Genomic DNA, 25,814 nt, shown 5'->3' on the forward strand with positions numbered 1-25,814 from the left:
ACACCGGATGAACGCGCAAGAAACAACCCAGACCGCCGGGCATCCCCGACGCTGGGCCATCCTGGCGGTGCTGGTCATCAGCCTGCTCGTGGTGGTTCTCGACAACACCGTGCTGAACGTGGCCCTGCGGATCATCTCCGACCCGCAGCGCGGCCTCGGCGCCACTCAGAGTCAGCTCGAGTGGGCCATCAACTCGTACACGCTGGTCTTCGCCGGCCTGCTCTTCACCGCCGGCATCCTGGCCGACCGGATCGGTCGCCGGATCACCCTGGCCATCGGCCTGACGCTGTTCGGCATCGCGTCGCTGATCTCGGCCTACGCGAACAGCCCCGACCAGCTCATCGGCGCCCGCGCGCTGATGGGCCTCGGCGCCGCGGCGGTCATGCCCGCCACCCTGTCGATCATCGCCAACGTCTTCGAGCCGAAGGAGCGCGGCCGCGCGATCGGCGTCTGGGCCGGCGCGGTCGGTCTCGCCGTCGCCCTCGGCCCGATCCTGGGCGGTTTCCTGCTGGAGCACTTCTGGTGGGGCTCGGTCTTCCTGATCAACGTCCCGATCGTGGTGGCCGGCGTCACCCTGGTCTTCCTGCTGGTGCCCGAGTCGCGCGACCCGAAGCCGGGCCGCATCGACGTGGTCGGCGTGCTGCTCTCCATCATCGGCCTGACCCTGCTCACCTACGGCGTGATCAAGGGCGGTGAGGACGGCTTCGGCGACGTGCTCGCCTGGGGCCCGCTGGCCGGCGGCATCCTGGTGCTGATCGGCTTCGTCCTCTTCGAGCGGTCGATCGCGTTCCCCTCGCTGGACGTGCGCCTGTTCAAGAACCGTCAGTTCTCCGCCTCCACCGGCATGATCGGCCTGGTCTTCTTCGCGGCCATGGGCGCCATGTTCTTCGGCGCGTTCTACCTGCAGCTGGTCCGCGGCTACGGTCCGCTCGCCTCCGGCGCGCTGTTCGTCCCGTTCGCGGTCGGCCAGATGGTCTTCGCCCCGATCAGCTCGAACATGGTGAAGAAGTTCGGCCCGAAGCTGGTCAGCACCGTCGGCCTGCTGCTCGTCGCGCTCGGCCTGGCCACCTGGCTGTTCATCGGCTCGGACACCCCGATCGTGGTCGTCGCCCTCGCGTTCTTCGTCCAGGGCGTCGGCATGGCGAACGTGATGCCGCCGGCCACCGAGTCGATCATGTCGGCGCTGCCCCGGGAGAAGGCCGGCGTCGGCTCCGCGGTCAGCAACACCATCCGCCAGCTCGGCGGCGCCCTGGGCGTCGCGGTGCTCGGCGCGATCCTCTCCTCGGTCTACCGCGACAACCTGGGCTCGGCCACCGACGGCCTGCCCGGCGCGGCGGCCGACACGGCCCGCGAGTCGATCTCCGGGGCGTACGCGGTGGCGGCACAGGCCGGCCCGACCGGCGCGAACCTGATCACCAGCGCGAACGAGTCGTTCGTCACCGCGATGCACTGGGCCTCCGCCGGCTCGCTGGTGTTCGCGCTGCTCGGCGCTCTCGTCGCGGCGCTCTTCCTGCCGGGCAAGCGGACGGCGGGCCCGCACAGCCCGGTTCTCGCAGAGGAGCAGGGCGTAGCCCTGGTCGAGGCGTAACGCCTCAGTAACAATGAACCCCATGACCAGCACGACGACGACCGGCCAGGAGCGCAAGGCTCCTGGCCGGCCCCGCAACGCCCAGGCCGACCAGGCCATCCTCGACGCGGTGCTCACGCTGCTCGCGGACGGGCAGAGCGCGGCGGCCCTCTCCATCGAGTCGGTCGCCGCCAAGGCGGGCGTCGGCAAGGCCACCATCTACCGCCGGTGGGCGAACAAGGAAGCCCTGCTCATCGACGCGGTCCGCAGCATGAAGGGCCCGCTGCCGGAGGTCGGCGGCGTCTCCGCCCGCGAGGACCTGATCGCCCTGGTCACCGCGAACCGATCGTCACGCGCCCGGGAGTTCGGCATCGTCACCGCCTGCATCCTCCCCGAGCTGCAGCGCGACCCCGAGCTGAACCGGATGCACCACGCCGTGATGGAGCCCCGCCGCGAGCGCATGCGCGAGATCCTGCGCCGGGGCGTCGCGAACGGCGAGTTCCGGGCCGACCTGGACGTTCACCTGGCGGCCCTGATGCTCTCCGGCCCGTCGATGATGCTGGGCATGTTCGGCGACGCGACCGGCGTCTCCGAGGAGGACTTCCCGGCCAGGCTGGTCGACGCCCTCGTCCGCGGCCTCGCCGCCTGAACCCGCCCCGCCCGACGCAGCGGCTCCGGAAGGCGCACGCTTGCGGCTGGTTGTCCCGTGGTCGTCCGTCGTCGACAACCACGGTGGGAACCAGCCGCAGAGCGCAAGCCGCACCGCGGGCCGGCACGGGAACAGGCCGGCGCCGCGGCCCGTCGTCACCAGCCGAGGTAGCTGCGGGTGAGGGCGGCGATCCGCTCGACGGCTTTGATGCCGTCCGGCTGACCGCTGTGCCCGTGTGACAGCACCGAGAGCCCCACGTCGACCTTGTCGCTGCTGATCCGGCCGGTGCTGTTGATGATCCAGCGGTTGTTCTCGGTGGACCGGGCCAGCCAGCCGTTCTTCTGGGCGGTCTGCTCGCCGCTGAAGGACGCGGCGCTGATGCCCCAGGTCTGGTCGGCGTTGACCGAGGACATCAGCGACAGGATCTGGTCGCGGGACGCCTTGGTGAGCGGGCTGCCGGTGGCCGTGAGAGCGTCGACCATCCGGGTCTGGTCCTTCGCGGTGGTCGTGGTCAGGCCGAAGTTCGCGGCCGGGTCGGTGTCGTCGAGGCCGAGCCGTTCCAGGGCCCGGCGCAGCCCGGCCGTGCCGCCGATCGCGGCGTAGACCTGCGACGCCGCGTCGTTGTCGCTGGCCACGATCATCTTGCGGGTGCGGGTGCGCTCGGCGGAGGTCAGTGCACGCCCGGCGTCCTGCGCCTGGAGCAGCAGCGCGGCGAGCAGCTCGACCTTCACGACGCTGGCGGTCTCGAACGGACGGTCGCCGCGGAAGTCGTACCGCCGGCCGGACTTGCGATCGACGAACGAGACCGCGAAGTCCTGTCCGGCCGCCGCGAGTTTCGACAGCTCGCCGGTCAGCCGTTCGGTGCGCTGCTCCCAACTGCCTTTCGCCAGTGACTTGTCGACCTGGTCACCCCGCTGCGGGCCGGGGAAGACCTGGCCGGGCGCGAACTTGGCGGTGTCGGGGGCGAGGGTCTCCAGGTCTCCCTTGCCCGGGCTGCCCACGTTCGCCGCCGGTGGCAGCTGCTTCGCCGGGTGTCCCGCGAGCGCCCCGGAGAGGAAGGAGCGGAAGATCTGGTACGGCAGGCCCTCGCCGTTGATCGCCTTGCCGTTCTTGGTGCGGATCGGGCCGGGCGCCTCCCGGCCGATCCAGATCACCGCGGCCAGGCCCGACGCCCATCCGGCGGTCCACGCGTCCGACGAGTCGGCGGTGTTCCCGAACTGCTGGGAGCCGGTCTTGGCGGCGGCCGGCACCCCCGCGACCCGGCCGTGGTGGTCCACCACCTCGGAGAGCACCGCGCCCACGTCGGCCGCCACGCCACGGTCGAGCGCCCGGACCGCCCTCGGTTTCGCCCGGTAGAGGCCCGCGACCGACGCGACGAAGTGCCGGTTCACCCGTTCGCCGCCACCGGCCAGTGTCGCGTAGACGCTGGCCAGGTCGGCCGGGGTGACCGGATAGCGCCCGATGGAGATGTCGGCGCGGGTCCGGCCCGGGGTGGGCTCGCCCTTGAGGTCGACCAGGGTGGTCTGCTCCCCGTAACGCTCCGGCACACCGAGCCGCACGGCCAGGTCCCGGACGCTCGCCGGGCCGATCTGCTCGGTCAGCGCGTAGAACGGCGTGTTCAACGAGTGCACCATCGCGGTGTCCAGCGGGCAGATCGGACACTGGAGGTTCTCCAGGTTGTAGAGCGGCGCCCCGCCGCGGTCGGCGAACACCCGTGGCGACGCGCCGTTGTAGTACGACCGGTAGTTGATGTCGCGCTCCTCGGCCGCGGCCAGCACCAGCGGCTTGAAGGTCGACGCCGGTGGCCGGGCCGCCTGCGCGTCGTCGTAGAAACCGCGCCCGCGGTCGCCGCCGTAGTACGCCCGCACGCCCCCGTCCTGCGGGTCGATCGCGACCAGCGCGGACCGCAGCGTGGCCGGCTGGCCCTTCAGCGCCGTGCCGATGCTCGCGGTGGCCGCCTGCTGCGCGGTCGCGTCGAGGGTGGTCGTGACGTGCAGGCCGCCGGTGCGGATCTGCTGCCGGCTGATGCCCACACTGACCAGTTCGTCCTCCACCCGGTCGGTGATCAGGCCGATCGGGCCGTCGTTGGTGCTGGCGGTGACCGACTGACCGGCGACAGCCGGGAACGGCGTCGCGTCGGCGGCACCGGGCGGCAGCCACCCTGCGCCGCTCATCGCCCGCAGGATCCACTTCCACCGGTCCAGCGTCCAGCGCGGGTCGACGGCCGGGTCACCACGGGTCGGGTCCTTGACCATCGCGGCGAGGACCGCACCCTGGTACGCGCTCAGGTGGTCCACCGACGTGCCGAAGAAGGCGTGGGCGGCGGCCTCGATCCCGTACGCCCCACGGCCGAAGTAGATGGTGTTGAGGTAGCGCTCGAAGATCTCGTCCTTGGTGAACCGGTGCTCGACCTTGAGCGCGAGGGCCGCCTCCTTGGCCTTGCGGCTGACCGTGCGCTCCTGGGTCAGGTAGGCGTTGCGCACATACTGCTGGGTGATCGTGGAGGCGCCCTGGCCGCTGTCCTTCACCACGTTCGACCACACGGCCCGCAGCAACCCGCGCACCGAGACGCCGTAATGGTCGTAGAACCCGCGGTCCTCGGCGGCCAGGAACGCCTGCCGCACCCCGGTCGGCACCCTGTCCAGGCGGACGTCGGTGCGGTCGGTCGTGCCGATCCGCGCGAGCACCGTCTTGCCGTCCCGGTAGTAGAGCACCGAGGCCTGCGGGGGCGTCGGATCGGACGGCAGGTCCACGCTCACCACGTAACCCGCGGCGACGAGGATCAGCACCACCTGCAGCGCGACCAGGGCGGCCGTCACCCGGCGCAGCCACCGTGGACGCCGCCGGAACCACGCCACCGGCCAGCGCAGCCAGCGCAACCGGTGCGGGAGGCGGGACTGTTCGCGGTGCCGGGCCGGGTTCCGTTGCATGCGGGCCTCCCTTTCGCGCTACGTCTATGTCCGAGACGCGCGCGAGGGGGCGATTTGGGTGACGCGGGTGGAAAGGCTCACTTTTTACGGCCGGAGGCAACCATTGCGCCCGAAAATCCGTATGCGGCTCACTTCCGGGCCGGAACGGCGGCTCGCTTTCCGGCCCGCGCGGCCGCTCATTTCCTGGCCGGGGCGGCGGGCACGACCCGGCGCCGGGCACCCGGCGCCCGGTCCGTGGCCGGCGCCTCGATCGCTCCGGTACGACCCGGGCGACCGGCCGCCGCCCGTTCGAGCGCGGCCCGCAGCCGGGCCTCCTCCCCCGCCCGGTCGCGGTACCAGGCCAGCGCCCACGCCCGGTGCAGCCGCCACCCCAGGTCGATCAGCACCTGGTCGGTGAGCCGGTCGCGGTCCCGCGCGGCCGGGCAGTCCCGGTACCCGGGCCCGTCGCACCGGATGCCGAGCAGGTAGTCGCCCGCCGGGTCGTCGCCGTGCCGGATCGCGATGTCGACCCGCCCACCGGCGGTGCCCAGCCCGGTCCGCGCCGGGTAGCCCCAGGACCGGACGGTCTCCAGCACCGACTCGACGAACTCGCCGGCGCCGTCGGCCAGGTCCGCGCTGGTGTCCCCGGCGCCGCGCTCGACGTAGTCCAGGTAGGCCGCGAGCTGCCGCACCCCCTCGTTCTCCGACTCGGGGACGTCCCGGGACAGGATCGAGGTGACCAGCTCCACGCGGTGCCGCGCCCGGGTGATCGCCACGTTCAGCCGCCGCCAGCCGTTGGGCCGGTTCAGCGCCCCGAAGTTGGCGCTGATCTTCCCGGACTCGTCGTACCCGTAGCCGACCGAGAAGATCATCACGTCGCGCTCGTCGCCCTGCACCGACTCCAGGCTCTTGACGAAGAAGCCGTGCAGCCGGTCGTCGGCGACCGCCCGTTCCAGCGCCGGGTGCCCGGCCGCGATCTTCTCCAGCGCACGTTCGATCGCCTCGGCCTGCGCCACCGAGAACGTGACCACGCCCAGCGTGCGATCGGGGCGGGTGGTGAAGTGGTGGACGATGCGCTCGGCGACCCGTTCCGCCTCGACCGGGTTGTCCCGGCTGGTCGCGCGCCGGTAGACCCCGGCCACCGGGAACAACTCGACGCCGGTGTCCGGCCCGCCGCTGCCCGGCGCCGGGAACGTGCTGAGCCGTCCCTGGTAGAAGGCGTCGTTGGCGAACGCGACCAGGGCCTGGTGGCGGCTGCGGTAGTGCCAGGTCAGCCCCATGCCCGCGAACGCGCCGCACGCCTTGGCCAGCTCCAGCACCGACTGGTAGTCGAGCACCTCGGTGTCCGCTGTCGCGTCCGCGGTGAACGCCCGGTCGAAGAACGACGTCGGCGGCAACTGACGGTCGTCGCCCGCGGTGATCAGGGACCGGCCACGGTAGATGCAGTTGATCGCGTCGGCCGGGGTGATCTGCGAGGCCTCGTCGAAGATGACGGCGTCGAAGCCGATGTCCGGGGGCAGTGACTGGCTCACGGTCAGCGGCGACGCCAGGACGCACGGCCGGAGGGCGAGCACGACGTCACGGGCGCGGGCGATCAACTCCCGTACGGGCAATTGGCGGTCTGCTTTCATCGCCTCCCGCCGCAGCAACCCGGCGGCCGTGCTGTCGCCCGACGGCCGGCGGGCCTCGACAGCCGCGATGATGTCCCGGGTCGCGACCGCCGCCAGTCGCTCGTCGGCGGCCCGGAACTCGGCGACCAGGCGGTCCCGGTCCTCGGCGCGCCAGGGCCGCAGCCGGTGGTCGTCGCGGACGACCGCGTCCACCCAGCCGTGCAGCAGCGCGCGCTCGATGACCGCGGGCACGTCGTGGCTGTCCAGGTGCTGGTCGGCGCAGAACTCGACGGCCGCGTCGAGGCCGTGGAAGGTGAGCACGTCGCGGGCGTCGAGGCAGGCGAACCACTCCTCCTGGCCGCTGCTGTCGTCGCGGATCTCGCGCAGGAACGCGGCGGCGCGCTGATAGTCGGCGAAGCGTTCGCGCAGGTCGGGCTGCCGGGTCGGGGCGAAGCCGGCGAGGACCGCGCGGCTGGCCTCGGCCCACTCCTGGGCGCGTTCGGCGAGCCCGGTGATCGGCCGCAGGTCGCGGAGCGCGCCGACCTGCGCGTCGGTGAGCGGCCCATCGGCGACCTCGCGGGTGGCCGCCGCCCACTCGACCGTCGCGGCGAGCGCGGCGGGATCGGCCTCCGGCAGCTCCTCGGCGCGGCCACGGAGTGCCGCCTCCGCCGTGGCGGCCGCCGCGCGCAGCTCGCCCAGCCGCAGCGTCTCCGCGTAGTCGAGGGTCCGCCCGGTCGCGGCGTCGAACGCCCGTACCGTGTCCGCTGTCGCGTGCAACGCCGTGACGTGCTCGTTCAGCCAGGTGATCGCGTCCTCGATCGGCCCGGACACCAGCTCCGGCCGCGCCGCGGGGTACGGCGCCGGCCGCAGCGTCGCCTGCCAGCGCAGCAGCGCGTCGCGCGCCTCGGTGACGACGTGGATCGGCTCCGGGTCGGGTGCCGGCGCGCAGACGTAGGCGAGCACCGCCTCGAAGCCGGACTGCGGTGCGGAGGCGAGCGCGGCGGTGGCCACCGCGATCGCCTCGTCGAGGGCGGTGAAGTCGGTGGCCCGGCCCTGCCAGTACCGGCCGAGCGCGGTCGCGTACGCGTGTTCCGCCGCCGCCAGCTCCTGCCGCGCCCGTTTCCACGCGACGGCGGTGCTCAGCCGGTCGATGGCGTCCCCGAGGTGCGCGGCCGGCAGCACGAACCCGGCGAGCGCGCGCTTGTCCCGCCGGTACGCCGCCCGCAGCCTTCCGAACCCGCGGTGCGTCGTCGCGAACCGTTCGGCGATCTCCTCGACGGGTTGCGCCAGGATCGCCTCGGAGAAGTACGGACGTGCCTGGATTTCCGCCCCGACCAGCAGTTCCAGGGCCCGGCGCAGCGCGCTCGCCCCGGTCTGCACGCCCGCGAGGGCGCCGGGGGAGAACCAGAACCGTTCCGGCTTGTGCGTCCGTGCTCCCAGCTCGGCGACGGCCGCCACCCGGGCGATGTCCCGGATGGTGTTCGCCTGCGGCAGGCCGAGCTTGGTGGTGACCCGGTTGACCGCGCGGCGGTGCTTGTCGAGCTGCTCGGCCGCCCTGGTGAAGGTGCGGGCCAGCTCGTCGGCGTCGGCGGCGGTGAGCGAGCCGAGCTCGACCGGCGCGACGAGCGTCTCCAGCGCGGGCGGCATCGGCAGGTCGGCGGGGGACGGCAGCGCGGTCCACGGCACCCCGGCACGCTGCTTCACCGCGTCGGCGGCTTCCGCGGCACTGGCCAGCTCCCCGGTCCGGCGGTCGGCCGCCTTCTTCACCGGCGCCAGGTCTTCAGCGGTCAGCCACGAGTCGGCGACCTGGGCCGGACGCCTCCCGGCGTGGTCGGCGAGCCGGGCCAGCGCCGGCGCGTCGTCCGGTCCGGTCAGCCCGAACGCCTTCGCCGCGGCGTCCGCGATCCTGGCCGACCGGGCCAGCGCGGCCAGCGCCTTCTCGGCACGGCTGAGCGCCGGGTCGAGCGGCTCACGGGTGATCACGTCGCGCCAGAGCAGCCCGTCGCCGCCGGCCATCGCACGCCAGGAGCGGGCGAGTTGGTCGGTGGCCTCGTGGACGCGGCGCATCACGTCCGGGGTGAGCGAGCCGGGGACGATCGTCGGGACCGGCGCGGCGGGAGCCTCGTCGAGCCCGGCGCAGCGGCCGATGATCTCGTGGAGGGTGGCGTCGAGGGGCCGGCGGGTCTCGTTCATCGCGTACGCGAAAGCAGTCAGTCTCTCCCTTCGCTCGCGCAGCGAGCCACGGTCGACGACCGGGCCCTCACCGGGCACCTCAGGCGTCTCGTCGACCGCCGCGGCGAGCAGCGTCGCCACCTCGCGCCGCCCGGCCTGCTGCCCGTGCAGCTCCAGGATGTACCGGTCCAGCCCTGCCTCGGCGAGACGGTTGCGGACGACGTCGAGCGCGGCGACCTTCTCGGAGACGAACAGCACCCGCTTGCCGGCGTGCAGCAGCGCGCCGACCATGTTCGCCACGGTCTGCGACTTGCCGGTCCCGGGCGGGCCGTCCATCACGAAGCTGTGCCCGGCGAGCGCGGCGGCCACGCAGGCCCGCTGCGAGGAGTCGGCGTCCAGGACCAGCGGCACGTCCTCGGGCGGGGCGAGCCGGTCCACCTCCTCCGGCCTGATCGGGGTGAACCGGAACTCGTCGGTCTGCCGCCGGTGATCAGTGGTGGCCAGCGCGCGGATCACCGGGTGGGCGAGGATGCGCTCCTCGTTCTCCTGCAGGTCGCGGTAGATCGCCTCTTTGTGGAAGGTGAGGCAGGTCAGGATCACCGACCGTTCGATGTGCCAGCCGTGCCGCCGCGCCACGGTGTCGGTGAACTCTGACCAGAATCGGTCGACGTCGAGCTCGGCGCCCGGCTCCAGCTGCTTCACCGCGATCCCGGCCCGGCGCAGTCGCAGCGCGAGCGCCGGGTTCAGCACCGGCTCCTCGTCGCGCAGCCGCAGCTCGGGCAGCTCCCCCAGCTCGCCGGTGACCAGCTCGGCCGGGAGCAGCAGCAGCGGGCTGGTGTACCCGGCGGCTCCGGCGGTCTCGGCGGTGTCCTCGTCGTCGGCGAGCGGCCGCCAGTGCAGCAGCCCGAGCGCGAGGTGCAGCACGGAGACGCCACGATCCAGGTATTCCTGCTGGCCCCGGCGTTGCATCCGGCGCAGCAGCGGGCCCAGCGAGCGTTCCGGCACCTCGGTCCGGAAGACCGCGTCCCCCGGCATGCCGCCCGGCCCGGTCAGCGCGGCGAGGGCCCCGCGGGTCAGCGCGGTGACGATCTGAGCCGGCTCCGGCGAGGTGATCTCCACCAGGTCGGCGTTGCCGCCCGCGAAGTTGATCAACCGGTTGTTGTCGCCGAGGTCGACCAGGCTCTCCCGCCACGCCCGCAGCGCCGCGTGCACACCGGCCCGCGCCGGCCTCGGTTCGGGCCGGTCATCCTCAAGGCGGGGTCCCATGCCCCGATTGCAGCAGTGCGAAAGGCTTTCGCGCTGGAAAATGGCGTTCTTCGTCTTTGTCGGTTTCCGTTCGCCGAGCCTTCGGCAGACCCCGATTTCCCCGTACGGCCATGAGCCGCCCGCCCCGCCTCAGCGCGCCCGCAAGCCGGAACGCCACCGCCGCCGCGGGAAACGGCCCAGCCGCGCCCCCGCTCGCCGGCTGGTGCTCACGGTGGTCATGAGGGACGAACAACGACCGTGAGCACCAGCCGACGACCGCGACCCGTCCCAGCGACCGCTCGCGCATCGGGCTGGTGCTGGTGGTTGTTATGAGGCACGAACAACGACCACCAGGACCAGCCGGCGAGCGGGACCGCGGCCGCGGCCGGGCGTGGCAGCGGCTTCGCGCCGGGCTCCGGCGGGACCGGGTCGATCAGCGCAGGACCGGTGCCGGGGCTGGTGCGTCGCACACCTCGGACAGGCGGGCGATCTGGACCGCGGTGTCGGCCTCAGCGAACAGCGGCCGCAGCCGCACCGGGTCCAGCGGCGGCACCTCGACGTGCGAGATCAGCGGGTGGAAGGGCCGCCGGTCCACCTCGCCGGTGCCGAACAGCGACTCGGCCAGCTTCTCGCCTGGGCGCAACCCGGTGAACTCGATCGGGATCTGCTTCTTCGACAGCGCCACCATCTGCCGGGCCACCTCGGCGATCCGGACCGGGGCTCCCATCTCGAGGACCAGCGCCTCCCCGTCGAGGCCGATCGCCGCCGCCTGGATCACCAGGTGCACGGCCTCCTGGGTGGTCATGAAGTAGCGGGTCACGTCCGGGTGCGTCACGGTGACCGGCCCGCCCTCGGCGATCTGCGTGCTGAACGTGGTGAAGACCGAGCCGCGGCTGCCCAGCACGTTGCCGAAGCGGACGCTGAGGAACGTGCCGGGACGCCGCCGCGCGGTCCACGCCGTGAGCCGCTCGGTGATCCGTTTCGAGTAGCCCAGGACGCTGGACGGGTCGGCCGCCTTGTCCGTCGAGATGTTGACGAACCGCTCGACCGACTCGGCCGCCTCCAGGACGTTCAGGGTGCCCAGGACGTTGGTCTTGATCGCTTCCACCGGGTGCCGTTGCAGCAGCGCGAGGTGTTTGAGGGCGGCGGCGTGGAAGACCACCTGCGGCCGGCGGGTCCGCAGGATCTCCCGGATCCGCGGACCGTCCCGCAGATCGGCCAGGATCACCCGCGGGTCGTCCAGGTGAGCTCGCGGATCGATGGACAGCTGGACCGCGAGCAGCGACGTCTCGTCCCGGTCCAGCATCATCAGCTCGGCCGGGCCGAAGTGGTGGATCTGCCGGCACAGCTCCGAGCCGATCGACCCGCCGGCCCCGGTCACCAGGACCCGCTTGCCGGTCAGGTAGCCACCGATGGCGGACAGGTCGGTGTCGATCTGGTGGCGTCCGAGCAGGTCGGTGACCTGCACCTCGCGGATGTCGCCGACTTCGACCGGGTGGTTCATCAGCTCGCTGGCCGACGGCACCACCCGGAAGCCGGCCCCGGCCGCGGTCACGCGGTCCCGCACGTCGCGGACCAGCGCCGCGTCCGCGTTCGCCACGGCGAAGACCACCAGTTCGGCGCCGGTCCGGGCCAGGACCGCGGCGAGGTCGTCGCGCGCGCCGAGCACCGGCACCCCGCGCAGGCGCAGGCTCCGCTTGCGGGGGTCGTCGTCGATCAGGCCGACCGGGACGTAACGGCCGGACGGGTCGTGCAGCATCGAGTCGACCAGCACCTCCGCCGCGGCGCCGGCCCCGAAGAGGATGACCGGGTCGGCGCCGCGCGGCCGGCGGCGCCGGGAGAGCCGCGCCCGCCGCAGGTAGCGGACCCCGAGCATCAGCACCAGCGCCACCGCGCCGCCGATCGTTGGCAGGCCGGGCGGGATCGGATGTCGCGTGAGCATCAGGTCGGTGACGGTCAGGACGAGGGTGACGATGACCGCGGTGAAGGCGACCGCGCGGATGTCGTCGAAGCCGGAGAACCGGTAGCGGCCGCGGTAGAGCCCCCGGGTGTGACCGACGGCCGCCTGCAGCACGACGGCCGGCAGCACGACGGCGAGGGCGCCGGCCACCTGGTGGCGGTGCGGCGCCAGGTCGTACCGGGCGAGGACGGCCATCACCAGGCCGGCCGCCCACGCGGCGCCGTCCACGAGCAGCGGCAGCAGGCGAGCGGCCCTCATGACCGGCACTTTAGCAGGACAAACGTAGATTAAAACGGACTTTTTCGATACCGGAGAAGGACCCCATACGCCGCCATATCGTTGCCGCGTGGGCCCGCGCGATTACCTCCGTGTCGCCAGAAGGCACTGGTTGCTGATGCTGGCCTCGGTGGTCCTGGCGCTCGGCGCTGCCCTGGTCGTGAACCTGAACACCACCCCGGTGTACGCGGCACGGGTCACGTTCTTCTTCTCCACCCCGGCCGTCGGCGCCTCCGATCTCTACCCGGCCAGCATGTTCAACACCAGCCGGCTGACCACCTACGCCAGATTGCTGACCAGCGACGAGGTCGCCACTCCCCTCGCCGGCACGCCCGGCATCGACATGGACGCCGAGCAGGTACGGGAGGCGATCTCCTCGGAGACGGTGGCGGACACGGTGATGATGGAGGTGAGCGTGGAGGACCGGGATCGCAACCGGGCATTGCTGCTGCTCACCCGGGTCACCGCACGCTTCCGGAACGCGGTCGAGGAGCTGGAGCGGCCGGCCCCGACCGAGCCGTCGACCGTCAAGGTCACCGTCGTCACCGGGCCCGGTCTGGACGACAAGCCGGTCGCGCCGAACACGCTGAACAACTTCGCGCTCGCCACCGTCGCCGGGCTGGTGCTGGGCGCGATGGGCTCGGTCGGGCGGGAGGTCGCCGACCACACCGTACGCACCGGGGAGACCCTTGAGGTGCTCACGTCGGCCCCGGTGCTGGCCCGGGTGCCGATGGACCCGGGCGGCCCGTTCGTCTCGGCGAGCACGTCGCCGCGGACCGAGGCGCTGCGCGAGGTCCGTACGCAGGTGCAGTGCGCGGCCGCCGCGAGCTCCGTCAAGACCCTGGCCGTCACCAGCGCCGTCCCCGGCGAGGGCCGGTCGGCCACCGCGTGCGGGCTGGCCCTGCTCTTCGCCGAGGCCGGGCAGCGCGTCCTGGTCGTCGACGCCGAGCTGCGCCACCCGCGGCTGGCCGCGTTCCTGGGGCAGGAGAACGCGGCCGGGCTCAGCACGGTGCTGGACGGGACCGCGGTGCTGGAACAGGTGCTCCAGCCGTGGGGCGCGGGGCTGTGGCTGCTCGCCAGCGGGCGCACCCCGCCGAACCCGAGCGAGCTGCTCAGCTCACCGCGGATGACGGAGCTGGTCGACGACGTACGCAAGAGATTCGATGTCGTGATCTTCGATTGTCCCCCGCTGCTGCCGGTCACCGACGCGGCAGTGGTCGCCGCCCGCGCCGACGGGACGCTGCTCGTCGTGCGGGCTCGCCGGACCACGTCCGCGCAGGTCACGCAGGCCGTCCGGGCGTTGCACGCGGTCAACGCCACACTGCTCGGCTGTGTGCTGAACATGGTCACCCACAAGGGCCCGGACGCGGTGCCGAGCTACGACACCTATCTGTCCGGCCGGAAGCCGCCGCGGGCCTGGGGCGGCTGGAAGATGCAGGCGGCCGCTTGATGATCGGAGCCCGATGATGGAACTCCCCTATGTCACGGTTGTCATCCCGTGCTGGAACGAGGCCCGGTTCGTCGACGCCTTCCTCGACTCGGTGAAGGCGCAGACCTACCCGCCCGAGCGGATGGAGATCCTGCTCGTCGACGCGATGAGCGACGACGGCACCCGCGCCATCGTCCGTGACCACGCGCTGCGCGAGCCGAACATCCGGCTGCTCGACAACCCGGGGCGCAGCCGGCCGGCCGCGCTGAACCGGGGCATCGCCGAAGCGCGCGGCGATGTCATCGTCCGGCTCGACGTGCACGCCGAGTACGAGCCGGACTACCTGCTCAAGTGCGTGCACGGGCTGCTGCAGAACCCGGAGGCGGACAACGTCGGCGGCGTCCGGCGGCCACTGCCGCGCGACGACACCGCGCTGGGCCGGGCCATCGCGGTCGCCGGCACCGACATGTTCGGCGCGGGCGGCGCCCGGTACCGGACCGGCACGGGCGGCCCGCAGTGGGTCGACACCGTGTTCGGCGGCTGTTACCGGCGAGCGGTGTTCGAGCGGGTCGGCGTGTTCCACGAGGACCTGGACCGGGCCCAGGACCGAGAGTTCAACCATCGGTTGCGGGCCTCCGGCGGGAAGATCCTCCTCCTGCCGGACATCTCCAGCACGTACTACGCCCGCAGCGACTTCCGCGAGTTCTGCGCGTGGACGTTCGAGGCCGGGTACTGGCCGTTCCGCGCGTCGCGCTCGGTCGGCCGCTGGATCGGATCGTTCCGCAACCTCGTACCCGTCGGATTCGTCGTGGCGCTGGGTGTCGCGGCCGCCGCGTCGCCGCGGAGCCGGCACGCCCGGCGGGCCGCGGCCGGGATCGCCGGCCTCTACGGTGCGGCGGCGCTCGCCTCGGCGGGGCGGCTGGCCCGGCGCCACCGTGACCCGGCGCTGCTGGTCACGCTGCCGATCGTCTTCGTGACCACGCACGTCCTCTACGGCATCGGCTCGATCTGCGGCGCGCTGGACCCGGCCGCCCGGCGCGGATGAGCACGGCTCGGCCGCATGTCCGCCGGTGAACGCCCGGACCTCCGAACACTGCTGCGTGCCGTGCCCGCCGCCGTGCGGCGCGACTACGTCACCACCCTGGCCGTCCAGTGGTTCGTGCTGGGCACCGGGCTGTACCTGTTCCACCTGGTCGCCCGGCGCGGCAGCGTGAGCGGGTTCGCCTACTACCAGATCGCGCGCGGCACGGTGAGCACGTTCCAGCCGGCCCTGCTACTCGGGCTCGGCCTGGGGCTGCAGCGTTACCTGCCGCGCACCGAGCACACCACCCGGCGGCTCGCCCGGCAGGCCCTCTACGTGGAGACCGCGCTCGTCACCGTCGTCGGCCTGATCGGCGTCGGCGCGGGGGCCCGGATCGCCGACGCGCTCGGCCTGACCGGCGGGCGTGACGCGGTCGTCGCCATCGTGGTCATGCTCGGCGGCAACTGCCTGTGCTCGGCCGGGCTCGCGGCACTGCGCGGCAATCACCAGATCGTCGACTCGAACCTGATCTACGGGCTCGGGCTCGGCCTGATCCCGCTGGTCGCGTTCCTGAGCGCCGAGACGATCGAGGACTTCCTGATCATCCAGGGCGTCGGCGCCACAGCGGTCGGGCTCTGGGGCACCCTGGTCGTCCGCCGCCGTCCCGCCTCCACCGCCGAGGATCACGAGCCGACCTTCAAGACCCTGCTGGCGTACGGCGTCCGCCGCATGCCCGGTGAGGTGGCGCTGCCGACGCTCTACACCTTCCCGACCTTCGCCGTGGCGGTGACCATGCCGGGCCGGCCGGACGCCGGATACGTCGGTTTCACCACCTCGGCGGTGACCCTGATCTGCTCGGTCTTCGCGATGCTGACCCCGGTGCTGATGCCCCGGCTGAGCCGGCTGTTCCACCGCACCGGGGAGAACGCGGGGGTGCGCCAGTTGCTCACCGCGCTGCCGGTGCTGGCCGGGGTGCTCGCCGCGCTGCCGACCGCAGTGATCCTGGTGTTCGCGCCGGCGCTGGTGCACGGCTTCCTGGGGCGGGAGTTCTCCGCGGCGATCCCGATCCTGCGGCTCGGTGTGTTCGCCGCGATCCCGCTCGCCATGTTCTACGCGGCCCGCCCGACGATGGACACGCTGCTCGAGCCGAAGTTCATGAGCCGTCTGCTGATCGCCTGCCTCGCCCTGGAGATCGTGGTGACCGCCATCGGGACGGTGTTCCTGACGCCACCGCACGCGGCGGTGCTGGGACTGGCCGCCGCGGCCACGGCGCTCGGGTTCGACGGGGTGGGGCTCGCCGCGTACGCCGTCCGCCTGCCCCGGCCATGACCGGCGAACCCACCGCCCGCCCCGGGCTGATCGTGCTGTTCGCCTTCCTGGTCACGCTGGCCGGCCGGTTCACGCTGTCGCGCGCCGGCGTGGACATTCCGGTCGCCAACGACGTACGGGTGCCGATGTTCCTGGTCCTGGTCCTGAGCCTGGCCCTGGAGTCGCACCATGTCGGCCCTCGCCCGGCCGCGGGCGGGCACGCCGTCCTGGGCATCCTGGCGCTGCTCGCCTACCAGGGGCTCTCCATCCTGTGGGTGCCGCCCGGCACGGTCACCGGCCCGGTCCTCGGCGACCTGTGCGCGGTCTTCGGGCTGCTGATCGTCTACTACAACCTGGCCGCCTGGGACCGCGACCGGGTGACCGCGACGACCCTGAAGTTGTTCCACGCCGCGGCCTGGGTCTACTTCGCGGCCGCCGCGGCCGGCTTCGGGCGGGAGGTGAACGGCCGATGGGCGGCGCTCGGCGGCGGGCCCAACGTCTTCGTCCGGCTGATGATCCTCGGCATGATCACCTCGTTCTACCTGTACCTGCGCGAGGCCGAACGGCTGATCTGGCTGGTGCCGATCCCGGTCTTCCTGTTCGGCGCGATCGCCTCCGGCTCCCGCGGCGGTCTCGTCTCGCTCGGCGTCACGATCGCGATCGCGCTGCTGGCGATCCGGCCGCGGCTCGACTTCGGCCGGCTCGCCAAGCCGTTCGGCCTGATCGTCGTCGTCGGCATCCTCCTGGTGATCACCGCGGGGCCGACGATCGCCGACTACGTGCAGGCGCGGTTCATCCAGGGCACCCTCGAACAGCAGAACGCGTCGTCGCGTGACGTGCTGTTCGGGATGGCGGTGCGGATCTTCCTGCAACACCCGCTGCTGGGCACCGGGCTCAACGGCTTCACCATGGTCAGCGGCTTCGGCCTGGAGCTGTACACGCACAACCTGCCGCTCTCCATCGCGGCCGAGGGCGGGACGGTCGGGCTGGCGCTGCTGCTGGTGGCGTGGCTGGGGCTGTGGCACGGGTACGCCGCGGTGCCGCTGCGCGACCGCAGCCTGGAGGCACGGTTCGCGGCCTACTGCGGCATCTTCATCGGCTGCACGAACCTGTTCTCGGGCGACTACTACGACGCCCGCACGATGTGGATCATGCTGCTGCTGGCAGCGGTACATCCCGCCCGCGCTCCCGCAGCGACCCCCAGCCGGCACTAACCTCCCACCAGCACTGACCTCCCGCCGGCACTGACCTCCCGCCGGCACTGACCTCCAGCGAATCCGACTCACTGCCGATGGAGCCGTGACCGCGAGCGGAGTTCGCCCATGATCTTCGCACGCTTGGACACGACGTCGACCGATCTGGCGTTCCCGTGGCGGGCGCACGCATCAAGGCACTCGAGCGGCATATTCATCACACCGATGAAAGGATCAACCAACCGTTGGCAAAGGCACGAAAACTGTCGGCGGACCACGCGCGCCAGAAGCCTCCCACCCACAACCAGAAACATCAGGAATGGTTGCCCTGAGCTGAACCACAGCCCGGTGACCACGGCGGACCCGGCGGCCTCTCGCCCTATCGAGTGCCACCTCGACCACCATCACACACCAGCCCACCAAAACAATGAACAACCCACCTTGCCCCCAGCCGGGCGCAAGCTGCGGAACCGCGGATGCAGGTGGCCCGAACGCGGATTGCAGGTACGCGGACGCAGGCGCAGGCGGCCCAGACGCCGACTGCGAGTTCGCAGGCACAGGCGCGGGCAGCACAGGCGCGGGCGGCCCAAGCGCGAGCTGCGGCGATAGCGGTGCTCCACCGGAAATCCGTCCCGCCGATGGACAGCAACCGCAGCGGGCGACCTCGGAGCAGGATTCGCCGGCCGCGACGGAGCGGGGATCACTGACGCCGCTTCACGCTGCCGATCTTCCCCTGCGGTAACGGCGGCCCACGCTGCCGAAGCACCCCATCCCGCCCGGACCAGCTTCCGTGCATGACGCTGACGTAAACCCCAGGCACGATGCCGCTCATGGTCGCGCCGGAATTGCTCCCGCTCCGCCGAATAGTTGCGCGCCAGGGTGCGATCCCGCATTCCCGCGAGCTCGCCTCGGCTGAACAACGACATCTGCGCCACCATTATATTATCCCAGCCAGGGAAATGCTGCCGCAAGCGCCGGAACGCGCCAAAAACTATTTCCTCCGAGCGACACCGAAACGGAAATTGGCACCGCATTTCCACGATGGCCGACCTACCCTCATCTGCGACCCGAATAGATGGGGCGCGCGGTCCCAGCCTCGCCGCAGACCGGATTCGACCGCAACTTGGATCGGTCCAATCTCCACGCCGACGCCTTGATCTGCCGATGAGAGAACGTCACTGCCCGGCTGGTTCTCACCGTGGTCCGGCGGCGGCGTCACCACGGTCAGGACCCAGCCCGCAGCCCAAGGCCGGCCGCCACCGTGGTTGTCGCCGGCTGGACAACCACGGTCATGGTCGGTGCCGGTGTCCTCGACGATCTCGGCGTGTCAGGAAGCGGCGTGCCGGACGGCCGCCACCCCGGGCAGTTTGCTCACCTCGGCCACCAGGCCCTCGAACGCGCCGGGGCTGCTCAGCTCGACCAGCCAGAACTGAGGCAGCGTCGCCCGCGAGGCGCCGGTGATCCGGCCGCCGCCGCAGTACGCGTCCCGGAAGTCCTGGTCCGTCACATCGGCGGACCAGGCCGTGGTCCGTACCGACGGCACGTGCCAGATCGCGGCCTGGGCGATGTTGCGCTGGTCGTCGGAGGCGTCGGCGGCCACGTAGACGCGGGCCACCAGGCTGGAGGCGACCTCGGCGGCCGGGAGGTCGGCCGGCGGCCCGGACGGGGTGCATCCCGGGCGTGCCCAACCGGGCCAGCCGGTCATGGCTCCCACCGTGATCAGCACCAGCGCCGCCGCCGCGAAGACCCGCGACCGGGCCGGCAGGACGGCTGTCGCCAGTGCGAGCAGGCCCAGGCCGAGCGCCAGCGTGGTGGGCGCCTGGGACAGTTGATCCAGGGTCGTCCACAGCGCCCTGCCCTCCAGCGGTTCGGGTTGCGAGAACCACAGGGAGACGAAGAACAGGCTCAGCGCGACCACCACGATCGCCGACCAGGCGAACGCGGCCGCGCCAACGGTCCGCCCCGGATGGTCCTCGCTGCGGCGGCTCGCCCAGCCGAACAGCAGCCAGCCGACGCAGGCGGCCAGCAGCGCGCCGGGCACCGCGAACCGGGCGGGCCATGGCGGCGTCGTGCGGGACAACTGGAAGCCGGCCGAGCCGTCGGAGTCGTACCAAGGGTGGTTCTTCACGTAGTAGGCGCTGTAGGCAAGGGTCAGCCCGCCCCTGGTGGCCGAGAACCCCGCGCTCCAGGACGGCTGCTCAAGGTCCTCGTCGTAGGAGACGTCGTCGCGGATCTCCCAGCCGGCGCCGGCCAGGCGGTCGCGGACGCCCTTCGTGTACGCAGGCACGTCCCGGGTCTCCGTGGTGTTCCGCACCCAGTATTCGGCGAAGCCGTAGATCTCGCCGCCGTCAGCGCCGAAGGCCGGTACGAACGGCGGCGCGTCGCCGCCGCCCAGCACCGGCAGCCCGGGAAAGGCGGTCGCCGTGAGCCGTTCCGCTTCCGCCCCCGTGGGCAGCGGCTTCTGCAGCGTCCACCCGAGGCGGGCGCCGGCGGCCGCGCCGAGCAGGCCGCAGGCGAGCATGACCAGAAGGGACAGGACGACCACAGCGGTGCCGGCCGGCCGGCCGAGGCGGGCGCGAAGCCCGAAGCGGGTCAGGTTCACGATCTCTTCGACGGTCGGCCGGGAACGGCCGGGCGGCGCGCACTCCAGCAGGGTGCCGAGCATCTCGGCGCGGCGCGGGCCGGGCGGATAGAAGCGGAGCAGGCGGGCGTACCGGCGGGCGAGCCGGTCGCTCACGACGCGCCCAGGTTCAGCCCGAGCCGGCGGCGGGCCGACAGCTGTGCGGTGGCCGCGGCGACGGCCGCCCGCCGCCGCTCGGTCTCGGCGTCTAGCGCGGCGGCGCCGTCGCTGGTGAGCCGGTAGTACCGTCGCGGCCGTCCGTCCACCGTCTCCTCGTGGTCGGCCTCGATGAGGCCGAGCGCGGTGAGCCGGTCGAGGGCCGCGTACAGGGTGCCGGCCTGCAACGTGACCTGCCCGCCGGACAGCCGGTCCACCTCCCGGATCACCCCGTAGCCGTGCCGCGGCTCGGGCGCCAGGGCGGTGAGGACCCAGAAGCTGGGATCGCGCATCGGTTCGGCCATGCCGTCCAATATAAAGATGATCTTTATATGCCACAAGAGCCCTGTCCCGGGCTACCGACTCCGCGACCCCTCGCGGGTCACGAGACCGGGCCGTTCCCCGGCCGCGCCGAGCAGCACCCGCTCGAAGTCGCCGAAGAGCCGGTCGCGGTCGAAACGGTCCTGCCCGAGCGCGGCCGACACCGCCCGGGCCTCGGCGCACGCCGCCGGATCGCGAAGGAAGGCGGCTGCCATGGCGGCCGCGCCGTCCGGGTCGTCCGCCGGCAGGACCAGGCCGGCCCCGGTCGCGGCGAGCAGGTCGGCGCCCCACCCGGCGTGGTTCACCGCGACGGGCCGCCCCGCCGCGAACGCATCGAAGAACTTGTTCGACGAGTCGCTGCTCAGCTCCGGAACGTTGACCGTCAGGCAGGTGGCCAGATCACAGGCGGCGTAGTACGCGACCACCTCGGACTTGGCGACCGGGTCCAGCAGGAACAGGTTCCGGTCCAGCACCCCGAGCTCGGCGGCGAGCTCCCGGACCTGGTCACGCATCCGGCCGTCGCCGACGATCACGATCCGTACCTCCGGATCGGTGTGAGCGAGGCGGGCGGCCATCCGGACGAGATAGTCCACGCCGTTGGCCACGCCGATCGTCCCGGCGTAGAGGATCATCGGCCGGTCCCCGAGCCACGGCGTCGCCCGCCGCAGCGCCCGGCCCGCCCGGTCCGCGCCGGCGAACAGCTCCCGGTCGGCGCCGTTCGGCACGACGGTCACCGGCACCCCGGGGAACCGGCGCACGATGCTGTCGGCGATGCCCTGCGAGACCGTGACCACGTGCGCCGACCGGCGGTAGGCCCACGCCTCGAGCCGGTGGGCGGCCCAGCGGGTGGCCGGCGAGCGGAGCACCCCCATCGCGATCGGCACCTCCGGCCACAGGTCCCGGACCTCGAAGACCATCGGCACGCGCCGGCGCAGCGCCGCGAACACCCCCGGGATCGCCACCGTCAGCGGGGTGCTGGTCGCGAAGACCAGGTCGTGGCGCAGGCGCCCGGCGACCACCGCCGCGTGACCGACGAACCCCAGAAAGGCCAAGATCCGGCGACGGTACGACATGGCGTTGTGATACGACACCGGCAGCCAGTGCACGACGATGCCGGCCTCGGTGCTGATCCGGGCCCGCGTGCCGTTCGGCTCGCCGGTGATCAGGTGCACCTCGTGGCCACGGGCGACCAGCCGCCGCGCGAACTCGTAGGACCGGGTGCCGCCGGCCATCCCGGGCGTCCTGAAGTACTGGTGGATGTAGGTGATGCGCACAAGGTCCCCTCACGCCGCCGGTACGCCTTTGACCGTCCGTCCCGGCTCCACGTCCCGGACGACGCAGGCGTTGGCCCCGACCGTCGCCCCGTCGCCGACTGCCCGGCCCTGCAGGACCGACGCGTTCGTCCCGATCAGCACCTCCCGCCCGATCCGGCAGCTCCCGGAGACCGCCGCGAGGGGGTTCACCTGCACGCACTCCCCCAGGATCGCGTCGTGGCCGACGGTCGCGTTCTGATTCAGGTGGGTGTGCCGGCCCAGGGTCACGTTCGTGGTGACCCGCGCGCCGGCGCACAGCACCACACCGTCGGCCAGCTCGCCGGCCAGGCCCACGGTCGCCGCCGGGTGCACGAGCCGGGCCGCCGGCCGGCCGCAGGGTTTCAGCTGAGCGGCGACCCGCGCGCGGATCCGCGGGTCGCCGATGCCGATCACGTAGTGCGCGTCGAGCTCGGCCAGCAGCGCGTTCGGCCCCAGGCAGGGGACGCCGAGCCGCTCCAGGAGGCGCAGGTTCGCGTCGGCCGGCGCGTCGTCGAGGAACCCGGCGACCTTCCACGGGCCGCCCCCGGCGTCGTTTACGGCCACGACCACGCCGTAGACCTCCCGGCCGTGCCCTCCGCAGCCCACGATGACGATGGACTCAGACAACGTCCGGCCCCTTCCCTGGCTGGGCGGTGCCGGTGAACTCCGGCATGGTCGACTCGCCGGGGGCGCTGATGCCCTCCCGGCGCAGCAGGGTCAGGGCGGTGCGCACGATGATCCGGGCGTTCAGCGCGAGCGAGCGGTGGTCGACGTACCAGACGTCGATCGCCAGCCGGTCCTCCCAGCTCAGCGCGTTGCGACCGCTGACCTGGGCGAGCCCGGTGACGCCCGGGCGCACGAGGTGGCGGCGGGCCTGCTCCGGCGTGTAGAGGTCGAGGTAACGCATCAGCAGCGGCCGCGGCCCGACCAGGCTCATCTCGCCGCGCAGCACGTTCCACAGCGTCGGCAGCTCGTCCAGGCTGAACGTGCGCAGCACCCGCCCGAGCCCGGTGAGCCGGTCACTGTCGCTGATCAGCCCGCGCCCCTCGTCCACGTCCCGCATCGTGCGGAACTTGACCAGCGTGAACGGGTGGCCGTGCAGACCCGGGCGGAGCTGGCGGAACAGCACCGGCCGGCCGAGCCGGGCAGCGACCGCCACGGCGACCCCGGCCATCACCGGGGAGAAGACGACCAGACCGGTGGCGGCGACCGCGACGTCGACCGCGCGCTGCACGACGTCAGTGGTCCGGGACGCGCGGCTCACCGGTGGCCGTCCAGGAACTCGGTGACGGCGTCGCGTACCCGCCGGAGCTCGTCCCCGGTGAGGGCCGAGCCACTGGGCAGGACCAGGCCGTTGCGGAACAGCTGCTCGGCGGCGCCGGTCAGGGCCGTGCGCGCGCCGGCGAACACCGGCTGCAGGTGCATGGGCTTGAAGACCGGGCGCGTCTCGATGCCCCGCGCGGCGAGATGGGCGGCCAGGTCACGGGCGTGCCAGCCGGCCCGCTCCGGGTCGACGACGATGCCGGTCAGCCAGCAGTTCGCCCCCGGGTCGTCGCCGATCAGGGTCACGGCGCCGGCGTGGGCGAAGAGTTTGGCGTACTGGTCGCGTACCGCCCGGCGCCTTTCGATCATCTCGTCGAGACGGTGCAGCTGGGCGCGCCCGAGCGCGGCCAGGATGTTGCTCAGCCGGTAGTTGTAGCCGATCTCGGCGTGCTCGTAGTGCTCGGCCGGCAACCGGGCCTGCCCGGCCAGGTGCCGCGCCCGGGCGGCCAGCTCCGCGTCGGCGGTGAGCAGCATGCCGCCGCCCGAGGTGGTCATGATCTTGTTGCCGTTGAAGGACAGCGCTGCGGCCCGCCCGAACGAGCCGGCCGGCCGGCCGCGATGCCCGGCGCCGAGCGCCTCGGCGGCGTCCTCGATCACCGGGACGCCGTGGCCCTCGCACACCGGCATGATCCGCTCGTAGTCGGCGCAGGCCCCGTAGAGATCCACGGTCAGCACCGCGCGCACCGAAGCGTCCGCGGCGAGCACCCCGGCCAGCAGGTCCGGGTCGAGGTTGCCGGTCGCCGGGTCACAGTCCACGAAGACCGGCGTCGCGCCGGTGTAGACGACGGCGTTGGCGGTGGCCACGAACGTCAGGGTCGGCACGACGACGAGGTCCCCCGGCCCGACGCCGAGGCTCAGCAGCGCCAGGTGCAGCGCGGCGGTTCCGGAGTTGACGGCGACGGCGTGCGGCACGCCGGTCCGGTCGGCGATCTCGCGCTCGAAGAACTCCAGATCCGGCCCGGCCGGGGCGACCCAGCCCGAGCGGAGAGCCGCGAGCACATACTCCTGCTCCAGAGGTCCGACATCGGGGCCGGACAGCAGCACAGTGCGTTTCTCGGCAAGCATCCCCCACCACCCATCGGGCCGGCGCCTCGGGGGGATTCGGTCGGCTCGGCCTCCGTCATGCTAGCCCGCGCCGGTTGCCGGGACCTATCCGTTGATCCAGGACGGCATGAAGCCGATCGCCCACAGCACCACCGCGCCGGCCAGCGCCAGGAAGAGCCCGGCCAGCGCGCCGGCGCCGATCACCTTGAACCGTGGGTCGTTGAAGAGCACCGCGCCGATCATCCCGGTGACCGGGGCGATGCAGCAGCCGCCGGTGCCGTAGAAGTACATCCACTGGTGCGGATCGTCGGTGTCGGTCCACAACCAGTTCGCCGCGAACAGGCCGAGACCGACGTGCACCGCGAGCACGACAATCCCGACCAGCACCGCCAGAGATCCCTTAGCCACACCGGAACGTTAGCCGCACCCGCAACACCCGACACGGGGGTGGGGTACCCCTTTCCCGCCGAGCCCCGCCCAAATGCCCATCAATCAGTCATCCCGATCCGGAGCCTCGGACCAGGGCGGGACGCCGGGCAAACGATGCCGCGGACATCGCCGCCACCGCGAGCAGGCCCGCGACGGGCGCGAACCCGAACCCGGCCCGGATCGACACGCCGACCAGCGGACCCGTGATCGCCGCGCCCGCCGCGCTGCCCACCGTGAACGCCGTGATGATCCACGCGAACGCCTCGACCGCGGTCCCGGCCGGCGTCAGCCGGTCGGCCGCCAGGAAGACCGCGGTCAGCACCGGCGGCAGCGAGAACCCGGCGATCGCGAGCAGCACCGCCGTCATCGCCGCCCCGGGGACCGCGAGCAACGGCACGAACCCGGCCGCCAGCATGCCGGTGACCAGTGGCAACCGCCACCGCCCGCCGGGACGGACGCGTATGTAGACGAGCCCGCCGGCCAACGCACCCACGGCTTGTGCCGCCAGGAGCCAGCCGCTCAGGGACCGGTTCCCGGCCGCCTCGGCATAGCCGGTGACCACGACCGGGAGGCTCCCGATCGCCGCTCCCGCGCAGACCACGCCGAGCAGGATCACCACGAACCGGGCCACCCGCAACGGTCCCGCCCAGTGCCGGACGCCCGCCACCGCCCGCCAGACCCCGACCACCGGCGTGGACGCGAACACCGCCACCCCGGCGAGCTGGAGCAACGCCGCCATGACGAGTCCCGCCGGCGGACCGGCGATCGCCACCGCAAGCAGCGTGACGAGCGGCCCGGTCACGTAGATGACCTCCTGAACGGCGATGTCCAGCGAGTACGCCGCGGCCACCACGTCCGCGGCGACCAGGTCCGGCCAGAGCGCGCGCAGGCAGGCCTCGAGCGGCGGCGTGCCGAGTCCGCCCAGCACCGCGCCGGCCAACGTCGGCACGAGTGCGTGCCCACCGCATGCCACCAGCAGGAACCCGGCGCCGGACAGCGCCGCGGAACCCCAGAGCACGGGCGGTTGCCGCCACCGGTCGACGATCCGGGCCAGGATCGGCGCGCCGACCGCCATTCCCGCGGTGTAGGCGCCGACGACCAGGCCGGCGACGGCGAGACTGTGCGCCTCACGGGCGAAAAGCAGCAGCGCGAGCGGAGCGGAAGCCATCGGCAGGCGCCCGATCTGGCTCGCGAGGAGAAGCCTTCCGACGTACGGCGTTCTGAGCAGTTCAGTGACTGCGGACATGCGCTCTCTCGTTTCCGATTCGCTCCGGGCGGGACGGGTCGCAC

At 72.6% G+C, this 25,814-nt stretch carries 17 protein-coding genes; 6 read left to right on the forward strand and 11 right to left on the reverse strand.

Annotation, left to right across the window (positions count from 1 at the left end; all coding sequences use genetic code 11):
* Positions 1–7: 7 nt before the first annotated feature.
* Both Acy02nite_RS36175 and Acy02nite_RS36180 read left to right on the forward strand, forming a co-directional pair.
* The gene (locus Acy02nite_RS36175; RefSeq protein ID WP_203751803.1) at positions 8–1,588 is read left to right on the forward strand and encodes an MFS transporter; all 1,581 of its coding nucleotides are present in this window, start codon (positions 8–10) and stop codon (positions 1,586–1,588) included.
* A gap of 22 nt (positions 1,589–1,610) precedes the next feature.
* Positions 1,611–2,216: a TetR/AcrR family transcriptional regulator gene (locus Acy02nite_RS36180; RefSeq protein WP_239175498.1), complete on the forward strand. Its 606-nt coding sequence runs from the start codon at positions 1,611–1,613 to the stop codon at positions 2,214–2,216.
* Positions 2,217–2,371: 155 nt separating this feature from the next.
* Here Acy02nite_RS36180 and Acy02nite_RS36185 read toward each other — a convergent pair whose 3' ends face one another.
* From Acy02nite_RS36185 to Acy02nite_RS36195, 3 genes are all read right to left on the reverse strand, one after another.
* Positions 2,372–5,146 carry a transglycosylase domain-containing protein gene (locus tag Acy02nite_RS36185; protein ID WP_203751823.1) on the reverse strand — a complete coding sequence of 925 codons (2,775 nt, stop codon included), beginning with the start codon at positions 5,144–5,146 and terminating at the stop codon, positions 2,372–2,374.
* Positions 5,147–5,322: 176 nt separating this feature from the next.
* Positions 5,323–10,173, reverse strand: a complete 4,851-nt coding sequence (locus Acy02nite_RS36190; protein WP_203751827.1) for a PDDEXK-like endonuclease domain-containing protein — start codon at positions 10,171–10,173, stop codon at positions 5,323–5,325.
* Between the two features lie 412 nt (positions 10,174–10,585).
* Positions 10,586–12,370 (reverse strand): nucleoside-diphosphate sugar epimerase/dehydratase, encoded by a 1,785-nt coding sequence (locus Acy02nite_RS36195; RefSeq protein WP_203751830.1) that lies wholly within the window; start codon positions 12,368–12,370, stop codon positions 10,586–10,588.
* A gap of 88 nt (positions 12,371–12,458) precedes the next feature.
* Between Acy02nite_RS36195 and Acy02nite_RS36200 the strand changes: the two genes are divergently transcribed.
* From Acy02nite_RS36200 to Acy02nite_RS47310, 4 genes are read left to right on the forward strand one after another with little or no spacing between them, the layout of a single operon-like run.
* A complete protein-coding gene (locus Acy02nite_RS36200; protein WP_203751833.1) occupies positions 12,459–13,838 on the forward strand; it encodes a tyrosine-protein kinase domain-containing protein in 1,380 nt (459 codons plus the stop codon).
* Between the two features lie 16 nt (positions 13,839–13,854).
* A complete protein-coding gene (locus Acy02nite_RS36205) occupies positions 13,855–14,862 on the forward strand; it encodes a glycosyltransferase family 2 protein (protein ID WP_203751836.1) in 1,008 nt (335 codons plus the stop codon).
* Between the two features lie 15 nt (positions 14,863–14,877).
* Positions 14,878–16,167: a lipopolysaccharide biosynthesis protein gene (locus Acy02nite_RS36210; RefSeq protein ID WP_203751839.1), complete on the forward strand. Its 1,290-nt coding sequence runs from the start codon at positions 14,878–14,880 to the stop codon at positions 16,165–16,167.
* Complete coding sequence (locus tag Acy02nite_RS47310) at positions 16,164–17,360, forward strand: O-antigen ligase family protein (RefSeq protein ID WP_203751841.1); 1,197 nt, start codon at positions 16,164–16,166, stop codon at positions 17,358–17,360. Before Acy02nite_RS36210 ends, Acy02nite_RS47310 begins: the two co-directional genes overlap by 4 nt.
* 1,306 nt (positions 17,361–18,666) lie before the next feature.
* Here Acy02nite_RS47310 and Acy02nite_RS36220 read toward each other — a convergent pair.
* The 8 genes from Acy02nite_RS36220 to Acy02nite_RS36255 all read right to left on the reverse strand — a co-directional run bounded on the left by Acy02nite_RS36220 (position 18,667) and on the right by Acy02nite_RS36255 (position 25,770).
* Complete coding sequence (locus Acy02nite_RS36220; protein ID WP_203751843.1) at positions 18,667–20,076, reverse strand: hypothetical protein; 1,410 nt, start codon at positions 20,074–20,076, stop codon at positions 18,667–18,669.
* Positions 20,073–20,420 carry a PadR family transcriptional regulator gene (locus Acy02nite_RS36225; RefSeq protein WP_203751845.1) on the reverse strand — a complete coding sequence of 116 codons (348 nt, stop codon included), beginning with the start codon at positions 20,418–20,420 and terminating at the stop codon, positions 20,073–20,075. Before Acy02nite_RS36225 ends, Acy02nite_RS36220 begins: the two co-directional genes overlap by 4 nt.
* A 51-nt stretch (positions 20,421–20,471) precedes the next feature.
* Positions 20,472–21,710, reverse strand: a complete 1,239-nt coding sequence (locus Acy02nite_RS36230; RefSeq protein ID WP_203751847.1) for a glycosyltransferase family 4 protein — start codon at positions 21,708–21,710, stop codon at positions 20,472–20,474.
* A 9-nt stretch (positions 21,711–21,719) separates the two neighbouring features.
* Positions 21,720–22,355, reverse strand: a complete 636-nt coding sequence (locus Acy02nite_RS36235; RefSeq protein WP_203751849.1) for a NeuD/PglB/VioB family sugar acetyltransferase — start codon at positions 22,353–22,355, stop codon at positions 21,720–21,722.
* Positions 22,348–22,992, reverse strand: coding sequence for a sugar transferase (locus tag Acy02nite_RS36240; protein WP_203751851.1), 645 nt, complete (start codon positions 22,990–22,992; stop codon positions 22,348–22,350). The genes Acy02nite_RS36235 and Acy02nite_RS36240 overlap by 8 nt, the downstream gene beginning before the upstream one ends.
* Positions 22,989–24,116, reverse strand: a complete 1,128-nt coding sequence (locus tag Acy02nite_RS36245; RefSeq protein ID WP_203751853.1) for a DegT/DnrJ/EryC1/StrS family aminotransferase — start codon at positions 24,114–24,116, stop codon at positions 22,989–22,991. The genes Acy02nite_RS36240 and Acy02nite_RS36245 overlap by 4 nt, the downstream gene beginning before the upstream one ends.
* 84 nt (positions 24,117–24,200) lie before the next feature.
* Positions 24,201–24,503 carry a hypothetical protein gene (locus tag Acy02nite_RS36250; RefSeq protein ID WP_203751855.1) on the reverse strand — a complete coding sequence of 101 codons (303 nt, stop codon included), beginning with the start codon at positions 24,501–24,503 and terminating at the stop codon, positions 24,201–24,203.
* An 88-nt stretch (positions 24,504–24,591) separates the two neighbouring features.
* A complete protein-coding gene (locus Acy02nite_RS36255) occupies positions 24,592–25,770 on the reverse strand; it encodes an MFS transporter (RefSeq protein ID WP_203751858.1) in 1,179 nt (392 codons plus the stop codon).
* Positions 25,771–25,814 lie beyond the last annotated feature (44 nt).

The sequence above is a fragment of the Actinoplanes cyaneus genome (assembly GCF_016862095.1).
In the GTDB taxonomy this organism is placed as follows: domain Bacteria; phylum Actinomycetota; class Actinomycetes; order Mycobacteriales; family Micromonosporaceae; genus Actinoplanes; species Actinoplanes cyaneus.

Coding starts and splice junctions, on each gene's coding strand:
- Acy02nite_RS36205 (WP_203751836.1), top strand. CDS start 13,855: ATGGAACTCCCCTATGTCACGGTTGTCATCCCGTGCTGGAACGAGGCC.
- Acy02nite_RS36180 (WP_239175498.1), top strand. CDS start 1,611: ATGACCAGCACGACGACGACCGGCCAGGAGCGCAAGGCTCCTGGCCGG.
- Acy02nite_RS36245 (WP_203751853.1), bottom strand. CDS start 24,116: ATGCTTGCCGAGAAACGCACTGTGCTGCTGTCCGGCCCCGATGTCGGA.
- Acy02nite_RS36225 (WP_203751845.1), bottom strand. CDS start 20,420: ATGGCCGAACCGATGCGCGATCCCAGCTTCTGGGTCCTCACCGCCCTG.
- Acy02nite_RS36255 (WP_203751858.1), bottom strand. CDS start 25,770: ATGTCCGCAGTCACTGAACTGCTCAGAACGCCGTACGTCGGAAGGCTT.
- Acy02nite_RS36190 (WP_203751827.1), bottom strand. CDS start 10,173: ATGGGACCCCGCCTTGAGGATGACCGGCCCGAACCGAGGCCGGCGCGG.
- Acy02nite_RS36185 (WP_203751823.1), bottom strand. CDS start 5,146: ATGCAACGGAACCCGGCCCGGCACCGCGAACAGTCCCGCCTCCCGCAC.
- Acy02nite_RS36210 (WP_203751839.1), top strand. CDS start 14,878: ATGTCCGCCGGTGAACGCCCGGACCTCCGAACACTGCTGCGTGCCGTG.
- Acy02nite_RS36195 (WP_203751830.1), bottom strand. CDS start 12,370: ATGAGGGCCGCTCGCCTGCTGCCGCTGCTCGTGGACGGCGCCGCGTGG.
- Acy02nite_RS36175 (WP_203751803.1), top strand. CDS start 8: ATGAACGCGCAAGAAACAACCCAGACCGCCGGGCATCCCCGACGCTGG.
- Acy02nite_RS47310 (WP_203751841.1), top strand. CDS start 16,164: ATGACCGGCGAACCCACCGCCCGCCCCGGGCTGATCGTGCTGTTCGCC.